Below are 24,788 nucleotides of genomic sequence, written 5' to 3'. Positions count from 1 at the left end.
TTTAAACGTTAGACCTTTGCTTTATTAAAAAGGGTAATGTGTACCTATGTTGAATTAAATGAACAGAGGTGAACAGATGAAAAATTATTTAGTAGCTATATCAATTTTTCTTTTAGGGGTATGTATCATAATTGGAAGTTGGAAGATTTCTAATGGATTAGGGACAAAAGCTACAACGAGTCGAGCTGTACAGCATCAACTATTAACACAGACGGAATTAGTTGATTATTTAGGTTTAAGTAAAGAGGAAATTCACAAACTAACTGAGTTAGATGATGGAGACGGTGGTTATTCAAGTGAACTTCCTCATATAAAAATTGGCTCTGAGTTTTACTATCCTAAATCAGCAATCGATAAATGGTTACTAAATGTAGACTTAATAACGATCCCTTAATTTTCAAAAAATAACATTTGAATTAGCGTATTTTTACAAAGGAAGGATTGATTATTGAAGAAATTTCAATAAATAAATCTTTTTTATATTTAATTCCCATACAATAGTAAAAGGGTTTAAGCTGCATAAATGCGGCTTTTTCTTTTGCATTAAAGAAAAAGAAAATAAACTAACTAATTTAGTTTATTTGTGGAATGAATCCAATGGGAAAAATGTGCAAGGATGAGTAAGGGTGTTATGTCATTTTTTTGCTTTAGTGTATGTACTTCCTATTGGGAGATGATCGTAAGCAAAACAAATGAAAGGATGTTTGGAATGAAAAAAAAGGCATTCGTGACCATTCCATTTTGTATTGTATTGGCGATCTTAATCGTTACATCGTTTGTGCTCACTTCGACGAAACCATCTGCCCCTTACATACTAAAACCTCAACAATTAGCTGAAACGACAAAGCCAGCGGTAGTTCGAATTGTTGATTATGCGATTGTGAAATGGACGATTCCTTTAGATGATAAACGCGTAACGAGTGTATTAAAGAAATGGGATTATAAAACTGAACTGGACGGTTTTGGATCTGGCGCAATCATTAATCCGGACGGCTATATTGTGACAAACGCACATGTTCTCGTTTATTCTCATCAATTGTCCGATCATGATATTGTTTCTGAGGCATTTTCAATTCTTGTGGATGATGTTGCTACGGAAAATAATTGGACGCACAAATACACAGATGCGTACTTAAAAAAGTATACTAGTTACGAAATTTTCCAAAAAGGCGTCGACGTGTACTTACCGACAGTAGATGATCCTTTTAGCGCAGTCGTCAAAAGGTATCAACAACCAACCGATCATGGAAAAGATGTGGCACTTTTAAAAATCGATGGCTCCAACTATCCTACGATTCCCCTTGGAAACAGTGATTCTATTCAAGATCAAGACAATATTTGGGTGATTGGCTACCCAGCTGCAGCAGATTCTGAATTACTTTCCATGCATAGTTATGTTATCCCCACGATGAATAAAGGGCAAATCTCAGCAATCTCAAAAACTACATTAGCAGGTAGTCCGGTCCTTCAAATAAATGCAGCATCTACCCATGGAAATAGTGGAGGACCCATCATCAACAACAAAGGACAATTGATTGGCTTACTCACCTTTCGAGGAGATATGGTAAATGATCAAGAAGTGCAAGGATTTCATTTTGCGGTACCTGTGAACACGTTGAAGAAAGTTGTCAATAAAGCTGACGTACATGATACAAAAAGCCGAACTGATAAATTGTTCAAAGAAGGGTTAACTTTTTACTGGGCCGGCTATTACAAAGATGCTCTGTCAAAATTCGAAGGAATCCAACAAATCTATCCGTACCATCCAGATGTAAAAAAATATATTCATGAATCGAAACAAAAAATAGGCTCTAGCAAAACACTTTGGGCAAATCACAAAACGAGTTTTTACATTCAAGATATTTTAGCAAGTATACTAATCCTCATTCTTCTTCTTTACACTTTCACGTATAACAGCAAACCAAATTCAAATACCACATCGAATCCACCATTAAACGATAATGAATCCAAATAAACTTTAGTATGATACTGCCCACAACCAGCAAAGTAAACAGATTAAATAGTGAAAAATTTATTTGAATAATATAGTACTTCATAATGAATAAAACGGCTCCTTTTTGCTTATTGTAGGTTGCAATTGGAACTAATAATCGGGATAAAAAATTCTAATTAAGCCAATTGTAGAGCTACAAACAAAAGGAGCCGTATAAATGAAGGAGGTTCAATAATTTATTAGTTTAAACACTTCAACGTTTTTTTGTTGTTAGATTTTACTAGAAATAGTAGTTTAAAAAAGTTATATTTCAAAATATGTATTCTAACTAAAAGTAAAATAGTAAGCAAATAATCTAGTCAATTTGAATATGGATAAAAAGTAACATAAAAAAATAAATAACATTTAATATTGAATATTCAGAATTTTTCTTGTATTATCTAATTAACAAACATACCGACTGGTTAGTATCTAGACGTTTGTTTAAAATGAAATGATAGTTTTGAGCAAAGATAGGGGCTTTATGAAATAAATACTAATTTTAGGAGGATTTGAAATGCACGTAAAAGAGTTATTTGATTTAACTGGGAAAGTAGCTATTGTAACTGGTGGTGGACGAGGTCTTGGTGAACAAATTGCGAAAGGATTCGCTGAAGCAGGTGCAAATGTAGTACTTTGTTCTCGAAATGTGGAAGCATGCCAGGAAATTAGTGAAGAATTGAAAAGTTTAGGAGTAGAATCTTTCGCATTGAAGTGTGATGTAACAAAGAAAGAGGATGTACAAAGAGTAGTTGACGAAACGAAGGATAGTTTTGGCCGAATTGATATTTTAGTAAACAATAGTGGTGCTTCATGGGGAGCACCAGCTGAAGAAATGCCATTAGAGGCATGGAATAAAGTAATGAATGTTAATGTAACCGGTACGTTTTTAATGTCTCAAGCAGTAGGGAAAATCATGTTAGCACAAAAATCTGGAAAAATTATAAATATTGCTTCTATTGCTGGCTTAGTGGGAACGAATCCAGACGTAATGAATGCTGTTGGTTATAGTGCAAGTAAAGGTGCAGTGATCAGTTTTACAAAAGATTTAGCTGCGAAATGGGGTCCAAGTGGCATTTATGTCAATGCATTAGCTCCTGGATTTTTCCCGACAAAAATGTCTAAAGATGTTATTTCCCACGGAACAAATGAAATATTAGAATCTATACCACTTAAGAAATTTGGAAATGAAGACGAATTAAAAGGTGCGGCTTTATTTTTAGCAGCGCCAGCTTCGAATTATGTGACTGGGTCTATTCTAGTTGTTGATGGTGGAACATCGATCGTTTAATGATTGAAACATCATAATCAAAAAAGGAGTTTTGTAAATGGGCAAACTTCATCTTTTGATGAAAAAAGAAGAAATTGATGATCAAAAACTAAACGATGAAAAGATAGTAGTCGTCTTTGATGTATTGCTTGCTACTTCCACAATTACAGCGGCATTAGCCTTTGGTGCAAAAGAGGTCATACCTGTTATGAATGGACAAGAGGCAGTTCTTTTCACAAATAAAAATTTGGACAAAGAATATCTATTAATAGGGGAATATGAAGGGAATACAATTGAAGGTTTTCTATCCCCTAATCCATTAACATTAAAGAAAATTGTTTCTGAAAAGTCAATCGTATTATCAACAACGAATGGAACAGTGGCGTTAAAAAATTCTCAAAATGCAAAAAAAGTATACGCTGCATCAATTTTAAATGCAAATGCAGTTGCAAATCACTTAAGACAATCCTACAAAGATGAGTCTGTTATTTTAGTATGTTCGGGATCTTCAGGACAATTTAATTTGGAAGATTTTTATGGAGCAGGTTATTTTATTGATTGCTTAGTAAATGAATCATGTCCTTTCAATTTATCCGATGCAGCTAAGTCTGCCCATTATTTTTATTTGGGGTTGAAAGCAAAATGTAATGATATTTTAGCTGAATCGAATGTTGGTAAAATGTTAATTCGCTATGGATTTGAAGAGGAATTAAAATTTGTTTCTAGTAAAAGTATTTTTAATGTTGTACCAATATTTGTAGATGGTGAAAGCGTAGTTCATGTCAATTATTCAAAGGAAACTATTTAAATATTTTTCTATAAAACACTGTAACTTGAAAGGGATGATTGAATGGATTTTTTATATACGGAAAAAAGTAAGGAGCTTCAATTAAAATTAACAAAATTTATGGAAACTTATGTTTATCCTAATGAGCGAATATATGAGCAGCAGTTAAATGCTCAAGAAACTCGGTGGAGTGATGTACCGCAGGTTATGGAAGAATTAAAACAAAAAGCAAAACAAGCAGGATTATGGAATTTATTTTTACCTGAAAGTGACCTAGGAGCAGGGTTAACGAATTTAGAATACGCTCCATTATGCGAAATTATGGGACGATCTATGATTGGACCAGAAGTGTTTAATTGTAGTGCACCAGATACAGGGAATATGGAAGTTTTAGAAAGATATGGTACGAAAGAACAAAAGGAAAATTGGTTAGTACCACTTTTAAATGGTGAAATTCGCTCTTGCTTTTCAATGACCGAACCTGAGGTCGCTTCTTCTGATGCAACAAATATTGAAGCGAGTATCAAAAAAGAAGGTAATTATTATATCATCAATGGTCGGAAATGGTGGTCATCTGGAGCGGGGGATCCTAGATGTAAAATTGCAATATTTATGGGTAAAACGAACCCGGATGCACCTAAGTATGAACAGCAATCTATGATTCTAGTCCCGTTAAATACACCTGGAGTAAAAATCGAAAGGGTATTACCAGTATTCGGTTATGATCATGCACCGCATGGACATGCAGAAATTACGTTTACAAATGTAAAAGTTCCTGCAAGTAATATTTTATGGGGAGAGGGGAAAGGATTTGCGATTGCACAAGGTAGACTTGGTCCAGGTCGCATCCACCATTGTATGAGATTGATTGGTGCTGCCGAACGAGCACTCGAAGAAATGTGTAAGCGTGTTCAAAATCGAGCTGCATTTGGTAAGCCAATCGCAAATCAAGGCGTAGTTCAAGAATGGATTGCTAATTCAAGAATCGAAATTGAGCAAGCTAGATTACTAACTTTAAAGGCCGCATATATGATGGACACTGTTGGTAATAAAGAGGCGAAAGCAGAAATTGCAATGATAAAAGTGGTCGCACCTTCAATGGCTTTACGAGTAATTGACCGCGCTATTCAAGCCTTTGGCGCTGCAGGTGTATCTGATGATTATACGTTAGCTGCTCAATGGGCAAATGCCAGAACGCTAAGATTAGCTGATGGTCCAGATGAAGTACATCGAGCGCAGTTAGCAAGATTAGAATTAAAAAAACATACTACAGAAAAAAACTTCTCGACAATAAAAAATTAATTCAAATTAAATTAAGTTTGAGAGAGGATCGATATGAGACTAAAAGATAAAGTCGCAGTTATTACAGGAGGAGGTAGTGGGATCGGGCGTGCTACTGCTATCCGCTTCGCAAAAGAGGGAGCAAAAATTGTTATAGCAGACATTAATGAAGTTACTGGCGAAGAAACGTTAGGTGTTATAAAAGAAAAAAATCAAGAAGCTATTTTCATTAAAACGAATGTTGCAAAAAGCAAAAGCATTCAAAATTTGATGAAGCGAGCTGTAGAACATTTTGGTAGAATTGATATTTTGTTTAACAATGCTGGAATAGGAAACTCCGAAGTAAGAAGTGTAGACTTAGCGGAAGAGGAATGGGATCAAGTAATCGAAATTAATCTAAAAAGTGTATTTCTAGGCATAAAATACGCAATTCCTGAGCTTAAAAAATCTGGCAACGGTGTGATAATCAATACAGCTAGTTTGCTAGGCTTAAAAGGAAAGAAATATGTAAGTGCATACAATGCATCTAAAGGTGGAGTAATATTATTAACGCAAAATGCAGCGTTAGAATACGGAAAATATAATATTCGAGTGAATGCCATTGCTCCAGGAATAATTGATACAAATATTATTAAGGAATGGAAAAATGATGAAAGAAAGTGGCCGATTTTATCCCGTGCAAATGCACTTGGTAGAATAGGGTCTCCAGATGAAATCGCATCAGCTGCACTATTTTTAGCATCTGATGAAGCATCGTTCGTGACTGGAGCTACGTTATCAGTTGATGGTGGAGGATTACTATTCTAATCTAGTAGGTTTGAAAAGTTGTTTAAAACAATATTCATGATCAGAAATGGGGAGTTATGTATGACAATAAATAAAGTTTGGTTAGCTCACTATCCTGAATATATTGCAAAAGAACTATCTATTCCGGCAAAATCAATTCCAGAAATGTTTAACGAAACTGTTGAGAACTATCCTAATCATTCTTGTTTATCATTTTATGGTAAAAAAAACACTTATAAAGAAGTACAATTGGCAGTAAAGAGATTTGCCTCTGCTTTACAAAAAGATGGTATTCAAAAAGGTGACCGTGTTGCAATCATGCTTCCAAATTGTCCACAATATGTTATTTCATATTATGGAATTCTAACTGTAGGTGGAATCGTAACCCAAATAAATCCAATGTCGGTTGAAAGGGAACTAAAGGAATTATTAAATGACTCAGGAACTCAAACAATTGTTGTATTAAACAGTTTGTACCCTACCGTCAAACCATTAATTGAAGAAACAAATTTACGGAAAATTATCCTAGTAAATTTAACTGGTACAGAAGAGATTTATGACAAAGGAATATCATTTGGAAGCTTTTTGCAAAGCGGAAATCAAGAAGTGAAACCAGTCCCGATTGATTCTCATGAAGATGTTGCAATTCTTCAATACACTGGTGGAACTACTGGCCGTTCAAAAGGCGTAATGCTAACCCACCGAAATCTATATGCAAATATAATGCAGCAAAGCGAATTTTTTAAAGGCGCATTCAATCCTGGTTGTGAGCGAGTCTTATCTATTATACCGTTTTTTCATGTTTATGGAATGACAGTATGTATTAATCTAAGTGTATTCATGGCAAACGAAATGATCATCCTACCACGTTTTGAAATAGAAGAAGTTTTAAATACGATAAAAAATGAACAACCTACACTATTTCCAGGCGTTCCAACAATGTATATTGCCTTAATCAATCATCCTGAGTCTGAACAATATGGGATCGATGCAATAAAGCTTTGCAATAGTGGAAGTGCACCGATGCCAGTAGAACTAATGAAGCAATTTGAAAAAAAGACAGGTGCTACTATTTTAGAAGGCTACGGATTATCTGAAGCATCCCCAACTACTCATAGTAATCCGGCATTTGCAGCAAGAAAGCCTGGTACCGTGGGAATCCCTTATCCATCTACTGATTCAAAAATCGTTGACTTAGCTAGCGGATTAGACGAAGTTCCAGTAGGTGAAATTGGTGAATTAATTATTAAAGGACCTCAAGTGATGAAAGGCTATTGGAATTTGCCAGAAGAAACGGCAAATACAATTAGAGACGGATGGTTATATACTGGTGATATTGCGAGCGTCGATGAAGATGGATATGTCTCAATTTTAGATCGAAAAAAGGATATGATTATAGCAAGTGGCTATAATGTGTATCCTCGTGAAATAGAAGAAGTAATTTATGAGCACCCATACGTAAAAGAGGCTGTTGTAATAGGGGTACCCGACTCTTATAGAGGTGAAACAGTTAAAGCAGTGATTGTCCTTAAAGAAGATAAACATATTACATTAGAAGAAATGAAGGAATACTGCAAAAATCATTTAGCGACTTATAAAGTTCCACGAATAATCGAATTCCGAAAAGAACTACCAAAAACCAATGTTGGCAAAATATTAAGAAGAGCTATTAGAGAAGAAGAAAGCTCTATTTATTTAGGGTAATGGAAGATTGGATATTGTTGAAATTCTTATATCCTACAATTACAAAAGCTTTAAGCGAGGATCATGCAGTGGAAACCAACCACACATACTTATTTATTAACATGAAAAAATTGGATTATGATAAAGACTTCCTTGTACTATGATATAATTCTATTGAATTTTTAAGATTGCGAGGACATCTAATGAAACAAAAAATTAAGGAACACTCTATACAGCTATTTGATAAAAAAGGATTTACGAGTACATCTATTCAAGATATCGTCGAATCGATTGGAGTGACAAAAGGAACTTTTTACTACTATTATACAAGCAAAGAACAGCTTCTTATGGAAATTCACCTTCAATTTATTGATGAAGTATTAAATGAGCAGGAAGAAGTTATTAATGATTCAAAGAAAAGCTTTTCAGATAAGCTATTTGAAGTCATTTATTTAAGCTTAATGGACATTAAAAGGCAAGGTCCAAGTGCAAAGGTATTTTATCGTGAAATGAGACATTTAAATCCTGAAAGTTTAACAGAAATTAAAGCAAAAAGAGATTTATACAGATTTAATATTGAGAAACTTCTTAATGAAGGAATAAAAAATGGTGATTTAAGGTCAGATATAGACGTACCAATCGTTTCATTCGGTATTTTAGGTGTTATGAACTGGAGTTATGAATGGTATAACGCAGAGGGACAAAAAAATGCATTTGAAATCGCGAAGTCATTCCAAGAAATGATCTTAAAAGGGATTAAAGTAGGGGATTAATCACTTGTCTCCTTCGCCTTTACATACCGACCAGTTAGTATTGGTAAATACAAAATAATTGATAAAGGTAGGTTGTTTTATGGAAAAATTCACCGTTACCCCTAGATTTTGTGAAACCGATGCATTAGGTCATATAAACAATACTAGTTACTTTATTTATTTAGAAGAAGCGCGAATTAAATTCTTCCAATCTCTTGGCTATTCAATGAATCTAGATGATTGGAAGTTTATTCTAGCATCTACGAAATGTGATTTTGTGAATCAAGGTCACTTTAATCAAAAATTATCAGTATCGACCTATATTTCAAAAATAGGAACCAAAAGCTTTCATCTCGAGCATGAAATTCGTTGTGAAGAGACAAATCAGATGGTTGCCAAAGGTAATGCGATCATCGTATTTTTTAATTTTAAAGAACAGCGTAGTGAAATACTTCCTGAGTTATTTAGAGAACAGTTAGAAAGGCATTTAGTTGTTAAATAAACTGAATTTTCAAAGTGAAGGAGGGGTAATATGGCTGAAAAAATAGAATTAGAAACGATTAATGTTCGCAAAGGTGAAGAGTTAAATCCTCAAGCTTTACATAAATTTTTAGAAAGAAATATTGATGATCTTCCAGATGGAGAATTAACGATTCGTCAGTTCTCAGCTGGGCATTCAAACTTAACCTATTTACTAAAAATTGGGGAATGGGAGGTTGTGTTAAGACGGCCGCCACTTGGCCCAGTTGCTCCAAAAGCACACGATATGAAAAGAGAATTTCGGATTTTATCAGAAATACATCCACACTTTTCGGCTGCACCTAAGCCCATTTTATATTCTGAAAATGAAGAAATTGTAGGTAGTCCATTTTTCATGATGGAAAGAAAAAATGGTGAAGTATTTGAGTCATTATTTCCCCCACATTTAAACGTAACAATTGAAGATCGTAAAAGATTATCTACTGTAATGGTAAATAAGCTGGTTGAGTTACACTCCATAGATTATACAAAAACAAAACTCCTAGACATAACAAAACCTGAGAATTTTATGGAAAGACAAGTTAATGGCTGGATTGGACGTTATAATAGGGCAAAAACTAGTGAAATTTCCGAGGTTGACCGACTAATGAGTTGGTTAAACAATTATGTACCAAAAAATCATCAGTCATCAATCATTCATTATGATTTTAAATTGAATAATTCGATGTTTAGTCATGATTTAAAAGAAATGACTGGACTGTTTGATTGGGAAATGGCAACAATCGGTGATCCATTAGCTGATTTAGGTGTCGCTTTATGCTATTGGATTCAAAATGATGATCCGGATTTATTAAAATTTGGATTAGGTAAGCCACCTGTTACGATTCAAGAAGGATTTATGACAAGAAATCAATTTATTGAGTCATATGCAAAGAAAAGTGGTAGAGATTTAGCTAACATAAATTACTACATGGCTTTCGCTTATTTTAAATTAGCAGTAATTGTTCAACAAATCTTCTACCGATTTAAAGCGGGTCAAACAAGTGATCAGCGTTTTGCAAAGTTTGACCAATTCGCAGAAAATCTGATTAGGATTGCCAATGAAATAGCAGTTAACTAGATACGTATAAAAGGAGTGTAATAAATGAGTAAACAACATTTATTAGTAGACGTTAAAGAGCGGATATTAACTTTAACACTTAATAGGCCCGAAAGTCTAAATTCTTTTAGTTTTGACATGTTGAATGGAATTACTGAAGCGCTTAATGAAGCAAAACTGAATCCGGAAATTAAAGCAATTGTACTAAATGGTGCAGGTCGTTCATTTTCAGCTGGTGGAGATGTTAAAACGATGGGAAACGTCACGCCAAATGCAGTATATGAGCATATAGGAATCCTAAATACAGTTATTAAAACGATTCGTGAAATCGAAAAGCCTGTAATTGCTTCAGTTCATGGTTTTGCAGCTGGTGCTGGTTTTAACTTGGCTTTAGCATGTGATTTAATTATCGCTGCAGACGATAGTAAATTTGCATTAAGCTTCTCTCAAGTGGGATTAATCTCTGATGGAGGCGGTTCTTATTTCCTACCAAGATTAATCGGTCCATATTTAGCAAAACAGTTTTTCTTTACTGCAGAGCCAGTTCCTGCTGAAAGAATGGATCAGCTAGGTATGATTAACAAACTAGTAGCACCTGAAAACTTGGCTGAAGAAACAGTAAAATTTGCAAATAAAATAGCCGCAGGTCCTGGAAAAGCAAATGGGATGATGAAAAAATTAATTAATCAATCTTTTACATCAACCTTAGATGAAATGCTAGAACTTGAAAGAATTACACAGCCATTAATGGTAGCAACTGAAGACCATCAAGAAGGTGTTGCTGCATTTAAAGAAAAAAGAAAAGCGATTTTTACTAATAAATAAAAAACTGAAAGGAAGTTTACGATGCAATCAATTCAATTTAAACAATTTGGTGGTCCTGAGGTATTAGAAAAGGTCGAACTTGAAAGACCAGTACCAAAGGGGAAAGAAGTATTAATTGAAGTGCATGCAGCAGGTGTTAATTATGCTGATACAGCCCGTAGAGAAAATCAATATGTAGTCAAAACTACTTTGCCGTATGTACCTGGTGCTGAAGTTGCTGGTGTCGTAGTGGAAATTGGAGATGAGGTTACCTCAGTAAAAATTGGTGATCGAGTTGTTTCAATGTTGGAATGTGGTGGATACTCAGATTTTGCCCTGACAGATGAGCGGTCAATCATTCCATTACCGAACGAAATGGATTTTAAACTAGCCGCTGCATTACCCGTCCAAGGATTAAGTGCTTATCATATCTTAAAAACAATGGGTATGTTAGAACCAGGAGAAACCGTTTTAGTTCATGCCGCAGCTGGTGGTCTAGGTACTTTAGCAGTGCAATTAGCGAAGCTTTTTGGAGCCGGTAAAGTAATCGCTACAGCAAGTACAGACGAAAAATTACAGCTAGCAAAAGAGATGGGCGCTGATGTATTAATCAATTATACAGAAGAAGGCTGGGAACAAAAAGTACTTGAAGCTACAAATGGAAAAGGTGTAGATGTTGCATTAGAGATGGCAGGTGGCGATGTTTTTTACAAAACGCTAAATTGCTTAGCTTACTTCGGAAGATTAGTTATTTATGGTGTAGCAAGTGGTTTGCAAAGTAAGTTCTACCCATCTTCATTAATGGCAAAAAATCAATCAGTAATTGGGTTTTTCTTACCTCCTCTTTTGAGAAAAAAAGCATTAATTAAACAAAGCTTAGAAGAGTTATTTACTTATTTAGCTGAAGGAAAATTAAAGATTACGATTGGAGAGGTATTTCCATTAAGTGAAGCAGCCAATGTCCATACGATAATGCAATCAAGAAAAACTGTTGGAAAAGTGATTTTAGAGCCTAGAAAATAATGAATTTTTGATATGAAAAACTTTGATTCAGATCGAAACGGGGGAAACTTAAATGCATTTACGCCTCACTGACGAACAAAAAATGATTCAAAAAACAATTCGAAAATTTGTTGAAAAAGAATTAATCCCTTTAGAAAATGAAGTACTTAGAAATGAGCGTGAAGGTAGACCAAGCTTAGATCCTGCAGTTGAAAAGGAACTTCAATTGAAAGCAAAAAAAGCTGGTTTTTGGGGAATTAATACACCTACTGAATATGGCGGTGCTGATTTAGGCCAAATGATGTTAGCAATTATTTATATGGAAATTTCAAAAACATTCGTTCCTTTTAAATTTGGTGGTTATGCGGATAATATTTTATTTTATTGTAACGAAGAACAAAAAAAGAAATACCTTATTCCTACAATAAATGGTGATAAAAAATCATGCTTTGCAATGACCGAACCGAATGCCGGCTCTGATACTCAAAACATTAAAATGACCGCTAGAAGGGATGGGAATGAATGGGTATTAAATGGTGAGAAAACATTTATTACAGGAGGAAATGAAGCGGATTTTGTAATGGTCATTGCAATTACGGACAAAGAAAGACATCAAAAAACTGGTGGAAGAGATGGGGTAACTTGTTTTATAGTCGACCGGGAAATGGGTTGGAAATCCGAATTTATCCATACTATGGGCGAATGGGGACCAGCTGGTTTAGTATTTGATAATGTCCGTGTGCCTGAAGAAAATATTTTAGGTGAATTAAATGGTGGCTACAATTTAGGACTTGAATGGATTGGATTTGCAAGATGGATTGTTGGGGCCACAGCAGTTGGAGCAGCTGAACGTTTATTACAAATGGCTATTGACTATTCAAAAGAAAGGGAAACATTCGGAAAACCAATTGCCGAACGACAAGCTATACAATGGCAAATAGCGGATTCGGCTGTTGAAATAGAAGCTGCCAAATGGCTCGTGTTAAATGCAGCATATACACTCGATCAAGGAGAAGACAATAGACATTTAGCATCAATGGCGAAACTATATGGTTCGAATATGGGAAATCGAGTTGTTGACCGCGTCCTTCAAATTCATGGTGGAATCGGATATACAAAAGAACTACCAATTGAAAGATGGTACCGTGAAGCAAGATTATGGAGAATATACGACGGAACTGATGAAATTCAACGCTTAATTATTTCACGTAATTTACTAAAAGGACATGTTAAATTAGGACAATACGTTTAAAAGATGGGAGAGAGATATATGGTCGGAAGATTTGAAGGTAGAGTAGCCTTTGTAACAGGTGGTAGTAGAGGAATCGGCAAGGGAATTGTCGAATTATTTGCAAAAGAAGGAGCAAAAGTAGCGATTATTGACGTGAACGAAGAAGCACTTTCACACACTGCTTCAGAATTTAAGCAGTATGAAATATACACTAAAGTTGCAAACGTTACAAATTCCAATGAAGTTGAAGCTGCTATGAAAGAAGTACATGATACATTTGGTTCAATAGATATTGTAGTCAATAATGCCGGTGTTATTCGCGATAATTTATTATTTAAAATGACAGATTCAGATTGGGATACTGTTATGGATGTTCACTTAAAAGGTTCTTTTAATGTTGTACGTGCTGCACAAGCCTTTATGGTAAAACAAAAATATGGAAGAATCATTAATATTTCTTCAACATCGGCGCTTGGGAACCGTGGTCAATCAAACTATGCAACTGCAAAAGCTGGTTTGCAAGGTCTAACGAAAACCCTTGCAATTGAACTTGGTAAATATGGAATCACTTCTAACGCTGTAGCACCAGGGTTTATCGAAACTGAAATGACGAAGGAAACAGCAAATCGAATCGGTATTACTTTTGAGCAGCTTGTTGAGGCAAGTTTAAGTCAGATACCAGCAGGAAGAACAGGTAAACCAGAGGATATTGCAAATGCAGTTGCTTTCTTTGCTGATGAAAAGTCTTCCTATGTAAATGGGCAAGTTTTATATGTTGCAGGTGGACCTAAAGCTTAAAAAATGAGGTGAATTTAATGTTTAAATCGTTTATTGGTAAACGCTCTAAATCAGTAAAAAATACTGTAGAAAGTAGTGCTGTGAAAAAATTTGCTGAAGCAATTGGGGATTTACATCCGATTTATGTTGATGAAGAATACGGAAAACAATCTAGATATGGACAAAATATTGCTCCAACAACATTTCCTAGAGTATTTGACTATGGGAAGATAGAGAATTTTAACCTACCTAATGTTGGGCTAATTCATGGTGAGCAAACATTTGAATATAAAAGGCCACTTTTAATTGGTGAAACCATTAATTGTTATACAGAGATAAAAGACTATTATGAAAAACGTGGTGGACATGGCTTTATGGGGTTTCTAGTACTGTCAGATAACGGAGAAGATCAAGCAGGCAATATTATTTTTACGACTAAATCAGTTGTTATTATAACTGAAGAGGTTAGGAAGGTGTTAACGGTATGACGGTATTATTAGATTTACAAATTGGCGACTCGATGAAACCTGTCGTACTTGAACCAGTATCTCGAATTGATTTAATAAAATACGCAGGAGCATCAGGGGATTATAATCCTATTCATACAATTGATGAGGAAGCAAAGAAGGCTGGTTTACCTGGAATTATTGCACATGGCATGTGGACAATGGGTAATTTAGCAAAGCTTTTTTCAGATTTTTTAGAAGTTGGCTTTATTGAAAATTACTCTATAAGATTCAAAAATATGGTATTCCTAAATGATGTCATCACATTGAATTCAACACTTGATAAAGTCGATGAAAATATACTACATTTTAAAGTAAATGCAAAGAATCAGAACGATGTAACGGTTATTACTGGTAAAATTTTATTTAAATTATATGAATGATACTGTTTCTAATTGGGACTTCTAAAAGGAGTCCCTTTTGTATTTTACAAATTCAACTACGATTAATGTTAATTTTACATTAAATAGGATTTGGATACAGTGGATTTACACATAATATTAAAAAACGAAATAGGTGAGAAAAATGGATCTTTCATTTGATAAATTATTAGAGCAATTTGATTTGAAAAAAAATGAACATCAAAAAAATTTGCATAAGGTTAACAAAAGAATAGATGAAATAGAGTCTCATATGGAAGAAATTAAAAAGCAATTACATAATTTTGACCATCAAATTGTGAATATAGAAAAAGAATTAAAAACTACACTATCCATGATTAACAGTGAAAATGAATTAAACTCACATCACAATATAGATCATAATAAAGGAAATCACCAGCATAACGAGCATCATGAACATGATGAGCAAAACAGACATCAAAAGCATCAAAAAGGTCATGAACACCATCCTGATCATCCTAATTGGGCTGAAAATCTAATACATAATGTGGAGGAATTTTCAGCAAGTATTTTTGAACCAAAGCACGAAGGTCATAAAGAGCATCATGAAAATCATGAACATCATAAGCATGAAGACCATCAACAACAAGAGCATCAAGACCTTTTTGAGGAAAAGCAGCATAACTCAAGAGTAGCTAATAGGAAAAAGTATAATAATCAAAATATAGAAAATATAAACCAGTATTCTGCAAGTACAATGGACGAAAGTAAATCGAGCGGTCTAGTAACTGGATTAACTAGTTTTAATGAAAAAAATTATTCGGAATTAACTTATGATTTTACAAATCATAATGAAGAACAACACCAACATAACAATCATGGTAACGTCTCTAATGAAAAGAAGACATCTGAACAATTATTAGAAACGGATTTTTCTGATTTATCAATTGATGATTGGGAAGACTCTACTACCAACTTATCGATGTCTGAATGGTTTGAAGTAGATCCTAACGATAAAAGATAGGCTCGTTTGATTTATTTTATTGATTTTGGAGCGAAGTCGCTATCCATTCGATACATTTAGCCAGTGAACATGGTGTAAGGTACACATATTTTACAACAGAGAAAATGCATTACTTCTAAAAAAAGAAGTAATGCATTTTTACTTTTTAAAGGAAATACACTCTGATTTGGTGAATTTATGAAGGGAATACTTTGCCTAATTATGCATTTTTTAGCTATGAAGGTACATAAAGATATAAAATTGAGAAAAAATAGAGAGTTAAAATTTTTGGGAGATTAAAATATTATAGTAGGCTATTTTGGTCCCAGTATGGACTTTAAAAATTTGGGAATTGAAAAAGAAAATAGATTGGAGTTAATATGTCTAAGAAAACAATAGTATTTACCGGTGGGGGCTCTGCGGGGCATGTAACACCAAATATCGCCATTATAAATGAATTAAATAAAAATGATTGGGATATCCATTATATTGGATCAAAAAAAGGAATTGAAAAGGAACTAATAAATAAAATTGAATTACCTTATTACGGGATTTCAAGCGGAAAATTAAGACGATATATAGATTTTGAAAATATTATTGACCTGTTTCGAGTAATAAAAGGCTGTCTTGACGCCAGAAAAGTATTAAAAAAAATTAAGCCAAGTTTAGTTTTTTCAAAGGGTGGCTTTGTTTCTGTACCAGTAATCATTGCTGCTAGCACATTGAAAATTCCAATTTTTATTCATGAAAGTGATATGACCCCAGGACTTGCAAATAAAATTTCTCAGCGATTTGCTACAAAAATTTTTACGTCATTTGAAGAAGCAAAAAATTATTTTCCAAAAAATAAAACAACAGTTATTGGTTCACCTATAAGAAAAGAACTATTAAATGGCTCAAGGCAAAAGGGCTTACAATTCCTTAATTTTAAAAGCTATATACCAATATTAACAATTATGGGTGGAAGTTTAGGAGCAAAAAAAATCAATGAAACTGTTAGAGAATCATTACAAGATCTAACGAAAAAGTACCAGATTGTCCATCTATGTGGAAAAGGAAATGTTGATGAAAGTTTAAAAAATATTCAAGGATATAAGCAATTTGAATATGTACACGACGAGCTAGCAGATGTATTGGCCGCATCTCAAATGATTCTCACAAGAGGTGGGTCAAATGCTATATTTGAATTTTTAGCGTTACATAAACCGATGTTAATCATCCCACTTACGAAAAATCAAAGTAGGGGAGACCAAATAGTAAATGCAAATTCTTTTAAAGAAAAAGGCTTTGCATTAATGCTGGAAGAAGAGGATTTAACGAAAAAATCACTTCAAGAATCAATAGAAGAACTTCAAACTAAAAAGGACTTTTTCATTACCAAAATGAAATCATCGAATCAAAGTTATGCACTTGATCTACTTCTTGAAGAAATAAATAGTAATTGATTTCGATTAATGGAATCTCAATAAAGGAAGAAATGCTTTTTTGCTGAATAACTCTAAAGGGACTAAGCGAAGTAGTGTAAGAAGGTGGAAAATATGATGACAGAAAAACAATTAAACGAAATTAACATACTACAAGAAACATGTGAAAAATTTGATGAAATAACTTTAAAGTTAAACTGGGAAATGTTAAGAAATCGAAGAAAAGATATAAAAGAAGATTTCTTTCACTATGAAGAAAATCAATTAGTTGGATTTTTAGCGACTTACTACTTTGGAGAAAAAGTTGAAATCTGCGGTATGGTTCATCCAGATTATCGACGAAAAGGAATTTTTTCTAGTTTGTTAAATGAAGCACTTAATTCAATAGCTCCTACCACTACCATTTTATTAAATGCTCCTGAAGCTTCAGCATCAGCGAAAGGATTTATTCGAAATCAAAATAAATGTAACTATTCATTTTCTGAATATCAAATGGTTTGGAAAAACCAAGTGGTAAAAGAATTTACACCAATCGTTAAATTCACGAAAGCAGAGCAATTAGATTTCGCATTTATTTCAAATTTAGATGTTGTATGTTTTGGATTTGAAAATAGTGATGCAAAGAAGTACAATCAACGTATTTTAAATGAACCAGATCGTGATTTATTTATAATAGAAGTAAATGATGAAAAAATTGGTAAAATGAGTTTGCTACGAGAAAATAATGAGAGTTGGATTTATGGATTTGCAATACTTCCAGAATACCAAGGTAGGGGATATGGAAAAAATGCATTACTCCAAACCATTCAAAAAGAAAACGAGATTGGAAACGAAATTCATTTAGAAGTTGCCCTAGAAAATAGTAACGCGAAGAAATTATATATCGATTGTGGATTTAGACAATATAACACTCAAGATTATTATAAAATTAGTCAATAATTTGTAAGAGGCTGTCTGTTTAGAAAGACAGCCTCTTTTTTACGTTCTATAATAATTTTATCATTATGAAAATATCTATGTTACACTAGAAATGGATTAAATGGTAAAGGGTGAAAGTTTTGGAAAAAATAAGAGGTTTTGAAATAGCAAAAGGATTCGAAAATTGTGGAGTGAATCTACCAAAAAGAGCAACTACTCATGCAGCTGGATATGATATCGAATGTATTGAAGAGACAATTATAAATCCAAACGAGATCAAACTTGTTGGTACAGGATTAAAAGCGTATATGCAAAAAGACGAATTTTTAGCATTATTTGTACGCTCGTCTACACCGTTAAAGAAAGGTTTAATGAAAGGAAATGGGGTAGGGGTTATTGATTCAGACTACTATAGCAATCCTTCAAACGATGGCCATATCATGATGCAATTAATAAATGTTTCGAAGGAGCCTGTGATCATTCAAAAAGGTGAGAGAATTGGACAAGCTGTTTTCCAAAAGTTCTTATTAGCTGATGATGATTTCGCAGGGGAAGAACGAGTTAGTGGTTTTGGAAGTACTGGCAAATAAAAATGCAGAAATAAAAAAAGAACTCGATCATATCGAGTTCTTTTAATTTTGTAATTAGTCTAACATTTTTGCAAGTTTTGGTGATAAAGCAAGTAAGATTAAACCTGCAACGATTGCTGCTCCACCTACTGCTAAGAATACTTGTAACATTCCAAGAGTTGTTGTAAATGCAGCTAATTGACCACCAACTAAGTTTGCAATGAAACTTGATGATAACCATACACCCATTAATAATGAAGCAAGTTTAGCAGGTGCATAACGAGATACTGCTGATAACCCAACTGGTGAAAGTACTAATTCAGCAATTGTATGGAAGAAATATGTCATAACCATGAATAACATGTTTGCTTTTACAGTAATATGATTTGGATCAGAACCTGTTTTCATAACTGCCATAATTGTGAATGCGAAACCAACACCTAATAGGATAAGACCCATTGCCATTTTCGCAGGAACGCTAATGTTTTTACCATTTCTTGCCATTTTAATCCAGATCATAGAAAGAACAGGAGCGAAAAGCATAATGAATAATGGGTTAACAGATTGGAACCATGCAGATGGTACATTGAAGCTTCCAACTTTAAGATCTAAGAAACGCTCAGTATAAAGTGTTAATGATGAACCAGCTTGTTCAAATCCAGCCCAGAAAAATACTACGAATGCAGCTAAGATAAAGATAACAGTAGTACGTTGTTTTTCTTTTTTAGTAAGAGGGATATCCTTAACTGAAGCGCTGTTACCCTCTTTCACAACTTTTGCATTAGGTTTTGTACCTAAGTCACCAAGATATTTTGATGCTAATAAGTTGAAAATAATTTGACCAATAATCATACCGATTGCAGCTGCTAAGAAACCATAACGGTAACCGAATAAATCATCGCCAGCAGCATTTTTTGACATAAATAAAGTTTGTGCTAAGTAACCAGTAACAAGTGGAGCAAAGAATGCACCTAAGTTGATACCCATGTAGAAGATTGTGAATGCACCATCACGACGTGGGTCATCTCCTTCATAAAGTTCACCAACAATTGTTGAAATGTTTGGCTTGAAGAAACCATTACCGATAATCATTAAAATTAAACCAAGATATAAACCTGTTGAAGAATGAATACCGAATAATGCGATATTACCAGCTGCCATAATAATACCACCAAGTGTTATCGCAGCACGCTTTGCAAGGAAATTATCTGTAATCCAACCACCAATGATTGGAGTGAAATATACTAATCCAGTAAATAATCCATAAAGTTGTAGTGCCCAAGCATCTTTAAATCCTAGTCCACCTTGAACTACTGAAGTTGTTAAGTAAAGAACTAAAAGTGCACGCATTCCATAATAACTAAAGCGCTCCCAAGCCTCAGTTGCAAAAAGTAAGTAAAGGCCAGGTGGGTGTTTCGTTTTTTGATTTTGCTCGTTTGATGAAACGTTTTGTTTTGCTGCTACGCTCATTCAAAATTCCTCCCTCATTAGTGCTATTTTGTGTAATTTTCTGTATGAATATTTATTGTCGTCAATTCATATACTATTCTGTCAATTTACTATAAAAAATAATTTCCGAATTCAACAAATTTCGACAATTTGAGTTAAAAAAAATTTCTAACTTTTTTCAACAGAACAATGCTACTAAATTTTTTATCTAGATCCGCAAAAAAACTTGGGACCAATTTACTATTTTAGTATAACACACAATAGCGTATTTCTGTAAAGTTTTTTATATTGTCAGACAAATCTTGCAATACTGATTTTTCTTATTAAACTAGTATTTTTAGACTTTGTCGATTGACCTGTATTAGTACAGTCTAAACAAAAAGACCTATATTTAAATAATAATAAGTTTTTGAAATATTTCAAGGGTTTTTATTATTTTTTACTTTAATATTATAAAAGTTTAATTAAACAAAAGAATGGGAATTGTCAAAATATGTCGAAATAAAAATAGAATGTTTTGTCCTTTTTTAATATTCAATCAATTCATATGGACGATTTTCTAAAATTTGGATATACTAAAAGTACTATATATGAAACGGAGTGATGAATATGGGAAAGTTAATTAATTTAGTTCAGAAGAGGGTAAATAATAGAGGACAAAAAATGGAGTAAATCTTCATTATTGTCCTTATATAATTGGAGGACAAAATGAATTTAAAACAATTAGGTTGGAACGAAACGTTCGGAGAAAAGGATCAAAATACTGTAGTTGCAAGAGTAATTTCAGAACAAAGACAAATTTATAAATTGCATGATGGAGAAACTGAACTAACTGGTGAAGTTTCTGGGAAATTTCAATTCCAAGCAAAAGTAAAAAGTGATTATCCATCCGTTGGAGATTGGGTTGTAATCGAACCATTAAAAGGTGAAAACAAAGCAATTATCCAAAAGGTATTGCCGAGAATAAGTCAATTCTCAAGGCAATCTGCAGGAGAAAAAACTGAAGAACAAATAGTAGCTGCTAATATAGATTACGTGTTTTTAGTAATGGCATTAAATAACGATTTTAATATAAGAAGATTAGAACGTTATTTACTAGTTGCCTATGATAGTGGAGCAAATCCAATTATTGTTTTAACAAAAAAAGATTTATGCACTGACTTACCAACCAAAATTGCAGCAGTTGAAGAGATTGCATTTGGTGTACCGATTTATTCTGTAAATAGTACAAATGGAGAAGGGATTGAAGAACTGAAACAGCTCATTTCAGAAGGGAAGACTGTTTCTTTACTTGGTTCTTCAGGTGTTGGTAAATCTACATTATTAAACGCGCTAATCGGTGAAGTAATTCAAATAACACAGGACGTACGTGAAGGTGACGATCGTGGTAAACACACAACAACACACCGCGAATTATTTTTCCTACCATCTGGCGGAATGGTCATCGATACACCAGGTATGCGAGAATTACAACTTTGGGGTGGAGAAGAACATATAAGCTCGACATTTACAGATGTCGAAGAATTAGCAAAATCATGTAAATTCTCTGACTGTACACATGCAAACGAACCAGGATGTGCGGTCAACCGAGCAATCGAAAACGGCGAACTAGATCAGCAAAGACTCACAAGCTATCGTAAATTAATGAGAGAACTAGCGTATGCAGAACGTAAACAAGACGCATCACTAGCTAGACAAGAAAGAGATAAGTGGAAAAAAATTAGTAAAATGATGAATACTAAGTCTTATAAGTAAGAGAGAAGAGTATTTATACTCTTCTTTTTCTTTTGAAATTTAGTGACTATAATGGGGTTTATGAGGAAGTACAAATGTAAGAAAGCGTGATTTAGTGACTCATAAGAGGTTCATTAGTAAGGAAAAAGGCAAGAAACCGGGATTTAGTAACTCATAAGATGTTCATGAGTAAGTAAAAAGACAAAAATCCGCGCTTACCTTACTCATAACGAGTCCAAAATTACTTACATAATTCCTCAAAAAAATCTCAGTCTTAAGACCGAGATAAGACAATACTTAAGTTTGTATCAAAACCCTCAAAAAATAGATAAACTACATAGTAGAATAGTTAATAACAAAAGCTTTCGATTGCTATTAACAAGCTAGTTTAGGTGAATAGAGGAGAGCTATATGAAGCGATTTAGACGATTGTCTAGCAATGAATTAACAGGATTATTATTCATAATTGCAGGCATAGGATTATTATTTGATCTATTTTTAAATCCTTTTGCAATAATCGCAGCTGGAGTAGGTATTTATTTGTTTCAGTACGGGGCAAAAAAACGTAAAGTTTACCCTTCTACTTCTGCGAATATCGCGTTTTTTGGAGGAATCATTTTATTTATTAGTAATGTATTTCAATTGAAATCGATCTTAGGAGTACTATCCTTTATTGTGATTTATGTTGGATATTTAATATTCGTTAATTCTAAATTTAATGCAAAAGTCATTATACCAAATATAGTTGAAACAACGAATACAGGTGTCTTTGAAACAAATTCTCTTATTTCAAATCGTTTTTTCACAAATATTCATCTAAAGAATGATTCATTTGAATTAGAAGATGTAAATTATTATTTTGGAATTGGAGATGTCATAATCGATCTTTCTGAGTCATTTATTCCTGAAGGAGAGACAGTGTTGGTATTAAATGGAATCATCGGTAACATTACATTGTATGTGCCGTATGATTTAGAAGTCTCAATCCAACATTCTACTTTATATGGAAAAATTAATATCCTTAAAAATAAATTGAACGGGTTTAACAAGAATTGTAAGTTCACTTCTAATGATTATAAAGAAGCTTCAAGAAAGTTAAAAATTGTCACTTCTTTAGCAATCGGAAATATTGAGGTGACAAATAAATGAAAATTGATAAAGGTATCTTTTTATCAATCTGTCTTGCTGCATTTACATCCAGTATTTTAATCTGTGGCGTTGTTTATTATTTCATTGATCATACTTTCCTTGATAAATTGTTTTTGTATAAAATTGGAAATTTTTCTTTATTATTAATATTATTAGTAGCAATCATAATTATATCAATTGTTTATAGTACAGCTGTTTTAAGCACGATTCGTCATAATGAAAAAGCTTTACTAAAAGGTATAGTAAAGGCAGAAAATGGAATTTATCATAAAGAATCAGCGAATTCAATTCGGTCAATTGATAACGAAATTGAATTACAACTTCAAAAAATATCTAAGCAAATTGAAGATTCAAGGAAGACTGTTCAAAAATTAGTAGATGAAAAGAAATTAATTGAATCTCAGACAATTGAAGATGTCGTTACGAAAGAGCGACATAGATTAGCAAGGGAATTACATGACTCAGTTAGCCAACAATTATTTGCGATTTCGATGATGATTTCTGCGATCAATGAACTTGGTGAAACTACCTTTAAAGAACAATTACAATATATAGAAAAAATGGCGATTAATGCTCAATCAGAAATGCGTGCACTTTTATTACACTTAAGACCAGTTCAGTTAGAAGGTAAAAGCTTAAAAGAAGGCGTAGAAAAGCTTCTAACTGAATTAACAAATCGTCAAGCTCTTCAATTGAAATGGAAAATCGATGATATTACACTCTCAAAAGGTGTAGAGGATCATATATTTAGAATTATTCAAGAAGCATTATCGAATACTTTAAGGCATGCAAATGCAAAAACCTTTGAAATACGAGTTAGAAAAATTGAAGATTTTGTATTAGTGCGAATGATTGATGATGGTATTGGTTTTGATGTCGAGAACCGAAAAACTGGTTCGTATGGATTGCAATCGATAAGTGAACGTTCTTCTGAAATTGGTGGAACGGCAAAAATTGTAAGTATACCAAAAAGAGGAACCCAGATAGAAGTAAAAGTTCCAGTAATTGAATAGAGGTGGGAAATTTGATCAAAGTCGTGTTAGTTGATGATCATGAGATGGTAAGAATGGGTGTTTCTACATATTTAAGTACTCAATCTGATATTGAAGTGGTTGGTCAAGCAAGTAATGGAAAAGAAGGCGTAGAACTTGTATTAGAAAAACGTCCTGATATTGTATTAATGGACTTAATAATGGAAGTTATGGATGGAATTGAAGCGACGAAACAAATTATATCAAAATGGCCAGAAGCAAAAATCATTATTGTTACAAGCTTTATTGATGATGAAAATGTTTATCCCGCAATTGATGCTGGTGCGATCAGTTATATGTTAAAAACATCTAGAGCTAGTGATATCGCTAATGCAATACGAACGACATATAAAGGTGGCTCAGTTTTAGAACCAGTTGTTACTGGGAAAATGATGAATAGAATGAGAAAATCTACTCAACGCGAATTACATGATGATTTAACGGCTAGAGAACAAGAAGTGCTCCATTTAATGACTGAAGGTAAATCAAATCAAGAAATCGCCGATACTTTGTTTGTTTCATTAAAAACAGTAAAAACGCATGTAAGTAATATTTTAACGAAATTAGAAGTGGTTGATCGAACTCAGGCTGTAATTTATGCTTTTAGACATGGAATTGTAGAACAAAAATAGATTTTTACAAAAAGAAGTCAAAAATGGCTTCTTTTTTTCTATTTTTATAAGAAGATTTGAAGCAATATTTTAGATAAATAAATAATT

The 24,788-nt window shown here is 33.4% G+C and carries 25 protein-coding genes; 24 read left to right on the top strand and 1 reads right to left on the bottom strand.

Features of this window, described 5'->3' with window-relative positions; genetic code table 11:
• Positions 1 to 76: 76 nt before the first annotated feature.
• The 20 genes from MY490_RS12820 (at position 77) to MY490_RS12725 (ending at position 18,727) form a co-directional block, all read left to right on the top strand.
• Positions 77 to 394, top strand: a complete 318-nt coding sequence (locus MY490_RS12820) for a helix-turn-helix domain-containing protein (RefSeq protein ID WP_248266077.1) — start codon at positions 77 to 79, stop codon at positions 392 to 394.
• 315 nt (positions 395 to 709) lie between these two features.
• Positions 710 to 1,975: a S1C family serine protease gene (locus MY490_RS12815; protein ID WP_248266076.1), complete on the top strand. Its 1,266-nt coding sequence runs from the start codon at positions 710 to 712 to the stop codon at positions 1,973 to 1,975.
• Positions 1,976 to 2,510: 535 nt separating this feature from the next.
• The gene (locus tag MY490_RS12810) at positions 2,511 to 3,284 is read left to right on the top strand and encodes an SDR family oxidoreductase (RefSeq protein WP_248266075.1); all 774 of its coding nucleotides are present in this window, start codon (positions 2,511 to 2,513) and stop codon (positions 3,282 to 3,284) included.
• Between the two features lie 37 nt (positions 3,285 to 3,321).
• A complete protein-coding gene (locus MY490_RS12805) occupies positions 3,322 to 4,071 on the top strand; it encodes a 2-phosphosulfolactate phosphatase (protein ID WP_248266074.1) in 750 nt (249 codons plus the stop codon).
• Between the two features lie 42 nt (positions 4,072 to 4,113).
• The gene (locus tag MY490_RS12800; protein WP_248266073.1) at positions 4,114 to 5,352 is read left to right on the top strand and encodes an acyl-CoA dehydrogenase family protein; all 1,239 of its coding nucleotides are present in this window, start codon (positions 4,114 to 4,116) and stop codon (positions 5,350 to 5,352) included.
• Between the two features lie 33 nt (positions 5,353 to 5,385).
• Positions 5,386 to 6,138, top strand: a complete 753-nt coding sequence (locus MY490_RS12795; RefSeq protein WP_248266072.1) for an SDR family NAD(P)-dependent oxidoreductase — start codon at positions 5,386 to 5,388, stop codon at positions 6,136 to 6,138.
• Positions 6,139 to 6,198: 60 nt separating this feature from the next.
• A complete protein-coding gene (locus MY490_RS12790) occupies positions 6,199 to 7,821 on the top strand; it encodes a long-chain-fatty-acid--CoA ligase (protein ID WP_248266071.1) in 1,623 nt (540 codons plus the stop codon).
• Between the two features lie 182 nt (positions 7,822 to 8,003).
• Positions 8,004 to 8,573, top strand: a complete 570-nt coding sequence (locus MY490_RS12785; RefSeq protein WP_248266070.1) for a TetR/AcrR family transcriptional regulator — start codon at positions 8,004 to 8,006, stop codon at positions 8,571 to 8,573.
• Positions 8,574 to 8,652: 79 nt separating this feature from the next.
• Positions 8,653 to 9,054 carry an acyl-CoA thioesterase gene (locus tag MY490_RS12780; protein ID WP_248266069.1) on the top strand — a complete coding sequence of 134 codons (402 nt, stop codon included), beginning with the start codon at positions 8,653 to 8,655 and terminating at the stop codon, positions 9,052 to 9,054.
• Positions 9,055 to 9,084: 30 nt separating this feature from the next.
• Positions 9,085 to 10,152: a phosphotransferase family protein gene (locus tag MY490_RS12775; protein ID WP_248266068.1), complete on the top strand. Its 1,068-nt coding sequence runs from the start codon at positions 9,085 to 9,087 to the stop codon at positions 10,150 to 10,152.
• A 24-nt stretch (positions 10,153 to 10,176) separates the two neighbouring features.
• Positions 10,177 to 10,956, top strand: a complete 780-nt coding sequence (locus tag MY490_RS12770) for an enoyl-CoA hydratase/isomerase family protein (protein WP_248266067.1) — start codon at positions 10,177 to 10,179, stop codon at positions 10,954 to 10,956.
• A gap of 21 nt (positions 10,957 to 10,977) precedes the next feature.
• The gene (locus tag MY490_RS12765; RefSeq protein WP_248266066.1) at positions 10,978 to 11,958 is read left to right on the top strand and encodes a quinone oxidoreductase family protein; all 981 of its coding nucleotides are present in this window, start codon (positions 10,978 to 10,980) and stop codon (positions 11,956 to 11,958) included.
• A gap of 52 nt (positions 11,959 to 12,010) precedes the next feature.
• Positions 12,011 to 13,189, top strand: coding sequence for an acyl-CoA dehydrogenase family protein (locus tag MY490_RS12760; protein WP_248266065.1), 1,179 nt, complete (start codon positions 12,011 to 12,013; stop codon positions 13,187 to 13,189).
• 18 nt (positions 13,190 to 13,207) lie between these two features.
• Positions 13,208 to 13,966: a 3-oxoacyl-ACP reductase FabG gene (gene fabG / locus MY490_RS12755; RefSeq protein ID WP_248266064.1), complete on the top strand. Its 759-nt coding sequence runs from the start codon at positions 13,208 to 13,210 to the stop codon at positions 13,964 to 13,966.
• A 17-nt stretch (positions 13,967 to 13,983) separates the two neighbouring features.
• Entirely contained in the window at positions 13,984 to 14,433 is a 450-nt protein-coding gene (locus MY490_RS12750; RefSeq protein WP_248266063.1) for a MaoC family dehydratase N-terminal domain-containing protein, read from the top strand.
• A complete protein-coding gene (locus MY490_RS12745) occupies positions 14,430 to 14,834 on the top strand; it encodes a MaoC/PaaZ C-terminal domain-containing protein (RefSeq protein WP_248266062.1) in 405 nt (134 codons plus the stop codon). Before MY490_RS12750 ends, MY490_RS12745 begins: the two co-directional genes overlap by 4 nt.
• A 142-nt stretch (positions 14,835 to 14,976) precedes the next feature.
• Positions 14,977 to 15,816 (top strand): hypothetical protein, encoded by an 840-nt coding sequence (locus MY490_RS12740; protein ID WP_248266061.1) that lies wholly within the window; start codon positions 14,977 to 14,979, stop codon positions 15,814 to 15,816.
• A gap of 359 nt (positions 15,817 to 16,175) precedes the next feature.
• Positions 16,176 to 17,240, top strand: a complete 1,065-nt coding sequence (locus MY490_RS12735; protein WP_248266060.1) for an undecaprenyldiphospho-muramoylpentapeptide beta-N-acetylglucosaminyltransferase — start codon at positions 16,176 to 16,178, stop codon at positions 17,238 to 17,240.
• A gap of 96 nt (positions 17,241 to 17,336) precedes the next feature.
• Entirely contained in the window at positions 17,337 to 18,158 is an 822-nt protein-coding gene (locus MY490_RS12730) for a GNAT family N-acetyltransferase (protein ID WP_248266059.1), read from the top strand.
• A 119-nt stretch (positions 18,159 to 18,277) separates the two neighbouring features.
• Complete coding sequence (locus tag MY490_RS12725) at positions 18,278 to 18,727, top strand: dCTP deaminase domain-containing protein (protein WP_248266058.1); 450 nt, start codon at positions 18,278 to 18,280, stop codon at positions 18,725 to 18,727.
• 54 nt (positions 18,728 to 18,781) lie between these two features.
• Here the strand turns inward: MY490_RS12725 and MY490_RS12720 are convergent, their stop codons facing one another.
• Positions 18,782 to 20,176 (bottom strand): peptide MFS transporter, encoded by a 1,395-nt coding sequence (locus MY490_RS12720; protein WP_069032427.1) that lies wholly within the window; start codon positions 20,174 to 20,176, stop codon positions 18,782 to 18,784.
• Between the two features lie 687 nt (positions 20,177 to 20,863).
• On the opposite strand from MY490_RS12720, the gene rsgA reads away from it, so the two are divergent.
• The 4 genes from rsgA to MY490_RS12700 all read left to right on the top strand — a co-directional run bounded on the left by rsgA (position 20,864) and on the right by MY490_RS12700 (position 24,701).
• On the top strand, positions 20,864 to 21,910 hold the full coding sequence (rsgA, locus tag MY490_RS12715) for a ribosome small subunit-dependent GTPase A (protein ID WP_248266057.1): 1,047 nt from the start codon (positions 20,864 to 20,866) through the stop codon (positions 21,908 to 21,910).
• Between the two features lie 390 nt (positions 21,911 to 22,300).
• Positions 22,301 to 23,038 (top strand): cell wall-active antibiotics response protein LiaF, encoded by a 738-nt coding sequence (gene liaF / locus MY490_RS12710; protein ID WP_248266056.1) that lies wholly within the window; start codon positions 22,301 to 22,303, stop codon positions 23,036 to 23,038.
• Positions 23,035 to 24,051 carry a sensor histidine kinase gene (locus MY490_RS12705; RefSeq protein ID WP_248266055.1) on the top strand — a complete coding sequence of 339 codons (1,017 nt, stop codon included), beginning with the start codon at positions 23,035 to 23,037 and terminating at the stop codon, positions 24,049 to 24,051. Before liaF ends, MY490_RS12705 begins: the two co-directional genes overlap by 4 nt.
• A gap of 11 nt (positions 24,052 to 24,062) precedes the next feature.
• On the top strand, positions 24,063 to 24,701 hold the full coding sequence (locus MY490_RS12700) for a response regulator transcription factor (RefSeq protein WP_248266054.1): 639 nt from the start codon (positions 24,063 to 24,065) through the stop codon (positions 24,699 to 24,701).
• Positions 24,702 to 24,788: the final 87 nt, after the last annotated feature.

It is taken from the genome of Gottfriedia acidiceleris (assembly GCF_023115465.1).
In the GTDB taxonomy this organism is placed as follows: domain Bacteria; phylum Bacillota; class Bacilli; order Bacillales; family Bacillaceae_G; genus Gottfriedia; species Gottfriedia acidiceleris_B.
The sequence above is the reverse complement of the archived record's forward strand: the minus strand, read 5'-3'. Positions and strand labels throughout refer to the sequence as shown.

Bases quoted from the DNA above. Each gene is read 5' to 3' on its own strand.
- MY490_RS12780 (WP_248266069.1), top strand. From the start codon at position 8,653: ATGGAAAAATTCACCGTTACCCCTAGATTTTGTGAAACCGATGCATTA.
- MY490_RS12705 (WP_248266055.1), top strand. From the start codon at position 23,035: ATGAAAATTGATAAAGGTATCTTTTTATCAATCTGTCTTGCTGCATTT.
- MY490_RS12815 (WP_248266076.1), top strand. From the start codon at position 710: ATGAAAAAAAAGGCATTCGTGACCATTCCATTTTGTATTGTATTGGCG.
- fabG (WP_248266064.1), top strand. From the start codon at position 13,208: ATGGTCGGAAGATTTGAAGGTAGAGTAGCCTTTGTAACAGGTGGTAGT.
- MY490_RS12805 (WP_248266074.1), top strand. From the start codon at position 3,322: ATGGGCAAACTTCATCTTTTGATGAAAAAAGAAGAAATTGATGATCAA.
- MY490_RS12810 (WP_248266075.1), top strand. From the start codon at position 2,511: ATGCACGTAAAAGAGTTATTTGATTTAACTGGGAAAGTAGCTATTGTA.
- rsgA (WP_248266057.1), top strand. From the start codon at position 20,864: ATGAATTTAAAACAATTAGGTTGGAACGAAACGTTCGGAGAAAAGGAT.
- MY490_RS12720 (WP_069032427.1), bottom strand. From the start codon at position 20,176: ATGAGCGTAGCAGCAAAACAAAACGTTTCATCAAACGAGCAAAATCAA.
- MY490_RS12820 (WP_248266077.1), top strand. From the start codon at position 77: ATGAAAAATTATTTAGTAGCTATATCAATTTTTCTTTTAGGGGTATGT.
- MY490_RS12785 (WP_248266070.1), top strand. From the start codon at position 8,004: ATGAAACAAAAAATTAAGGAACACTCTATACAGCTATTTGATAAAAAA.
- MY490_RS12740 (WP_248266061.1), top strand. From the start codon at position 14,977: ATGGATCTTTCATTTGATAAATTATTAGAGCAATTTGATTTGAAAAAA.
- MY490_RS12730 (WP_248266059.1), top strand. From the start codon at position 17,337: ATGACAGAAAAACAATTAAACGAAATTAACATACTACAAGAAACATGT.
- MY490_RS12750 (WP_248266063.1), top strand. From the start codon at position 13,984: ATGTTTAAATCGTTTATTGGTAAACGCTCTAAATCAGTAAAAAATACT.
- MY490_RS12760 (WP_248266065.1), top strand. From the start codon at position 12,011: ATGCATTTACGCCTCACTGACGAACAAAAAATGATTCAAAAAACAATT.
- MY490_RS12770 (WP_248266067.1), top strand. From the start codon at position 10,177: ATGAGTAAACAACATTTATTAGTAGACGTTAAAGAGCGGATATTAACT.
- MY490_RS12735 (WP_248266060.1), top strand. From the start codon at position 16,176: ATGTCTAAGAAAACAATAGTATTTACCGGTGGGGGCTCTGCGGGGCAT.
- MY490_RS12775 (WP_248266068.1), top strand. From the start codon at position 9,085: ATGGCTGAAAAAATAGAATTAGAAACGATTAATGTTCGCAAAGGTGAA.
- MY490_RS12800 (WP_248266073.1), top strand. From the start codon at position 4,114: ATGGATTTTTTATATACGGAAAAAAGTAAGGAGCTTCAATTAAAATTA.
- MY490_RS12745 (WP_248266062.1), top strand. From the start codon at position 14,430: ATGACGGTATTATTAGATTTACAAATTGGCGACTCGATGAAACCTGTC.
- MY490_RS12765 (WP_248266066.1), top strand. From the start codon at position 10,978: ATGCAATCAATTCAATTTAAACAATTTGGTGGTCCTGAGGTATTAGAA.
- liaF (WP_248266056.1), top strand. From the start codon at position 22,301: ATGAAGCGATTTAGACGATTGTCTAGCAATGAATTAACAGGATTATTA.
- MY490_RS12790 (WP_248266071.1), top strand. From the start codon at position 6,199: ATGACAATAAATAAAGTTTGGTTAGCTCACTATCCTGAATATATTGCA.
- MY490_RS12795 (WP_248266072.1), top strand. From the start codon at position 5,386: ATGAGACTAAAAGATAAAGTCGCAGTTATTACAGGAGGAGGTAGTGGG.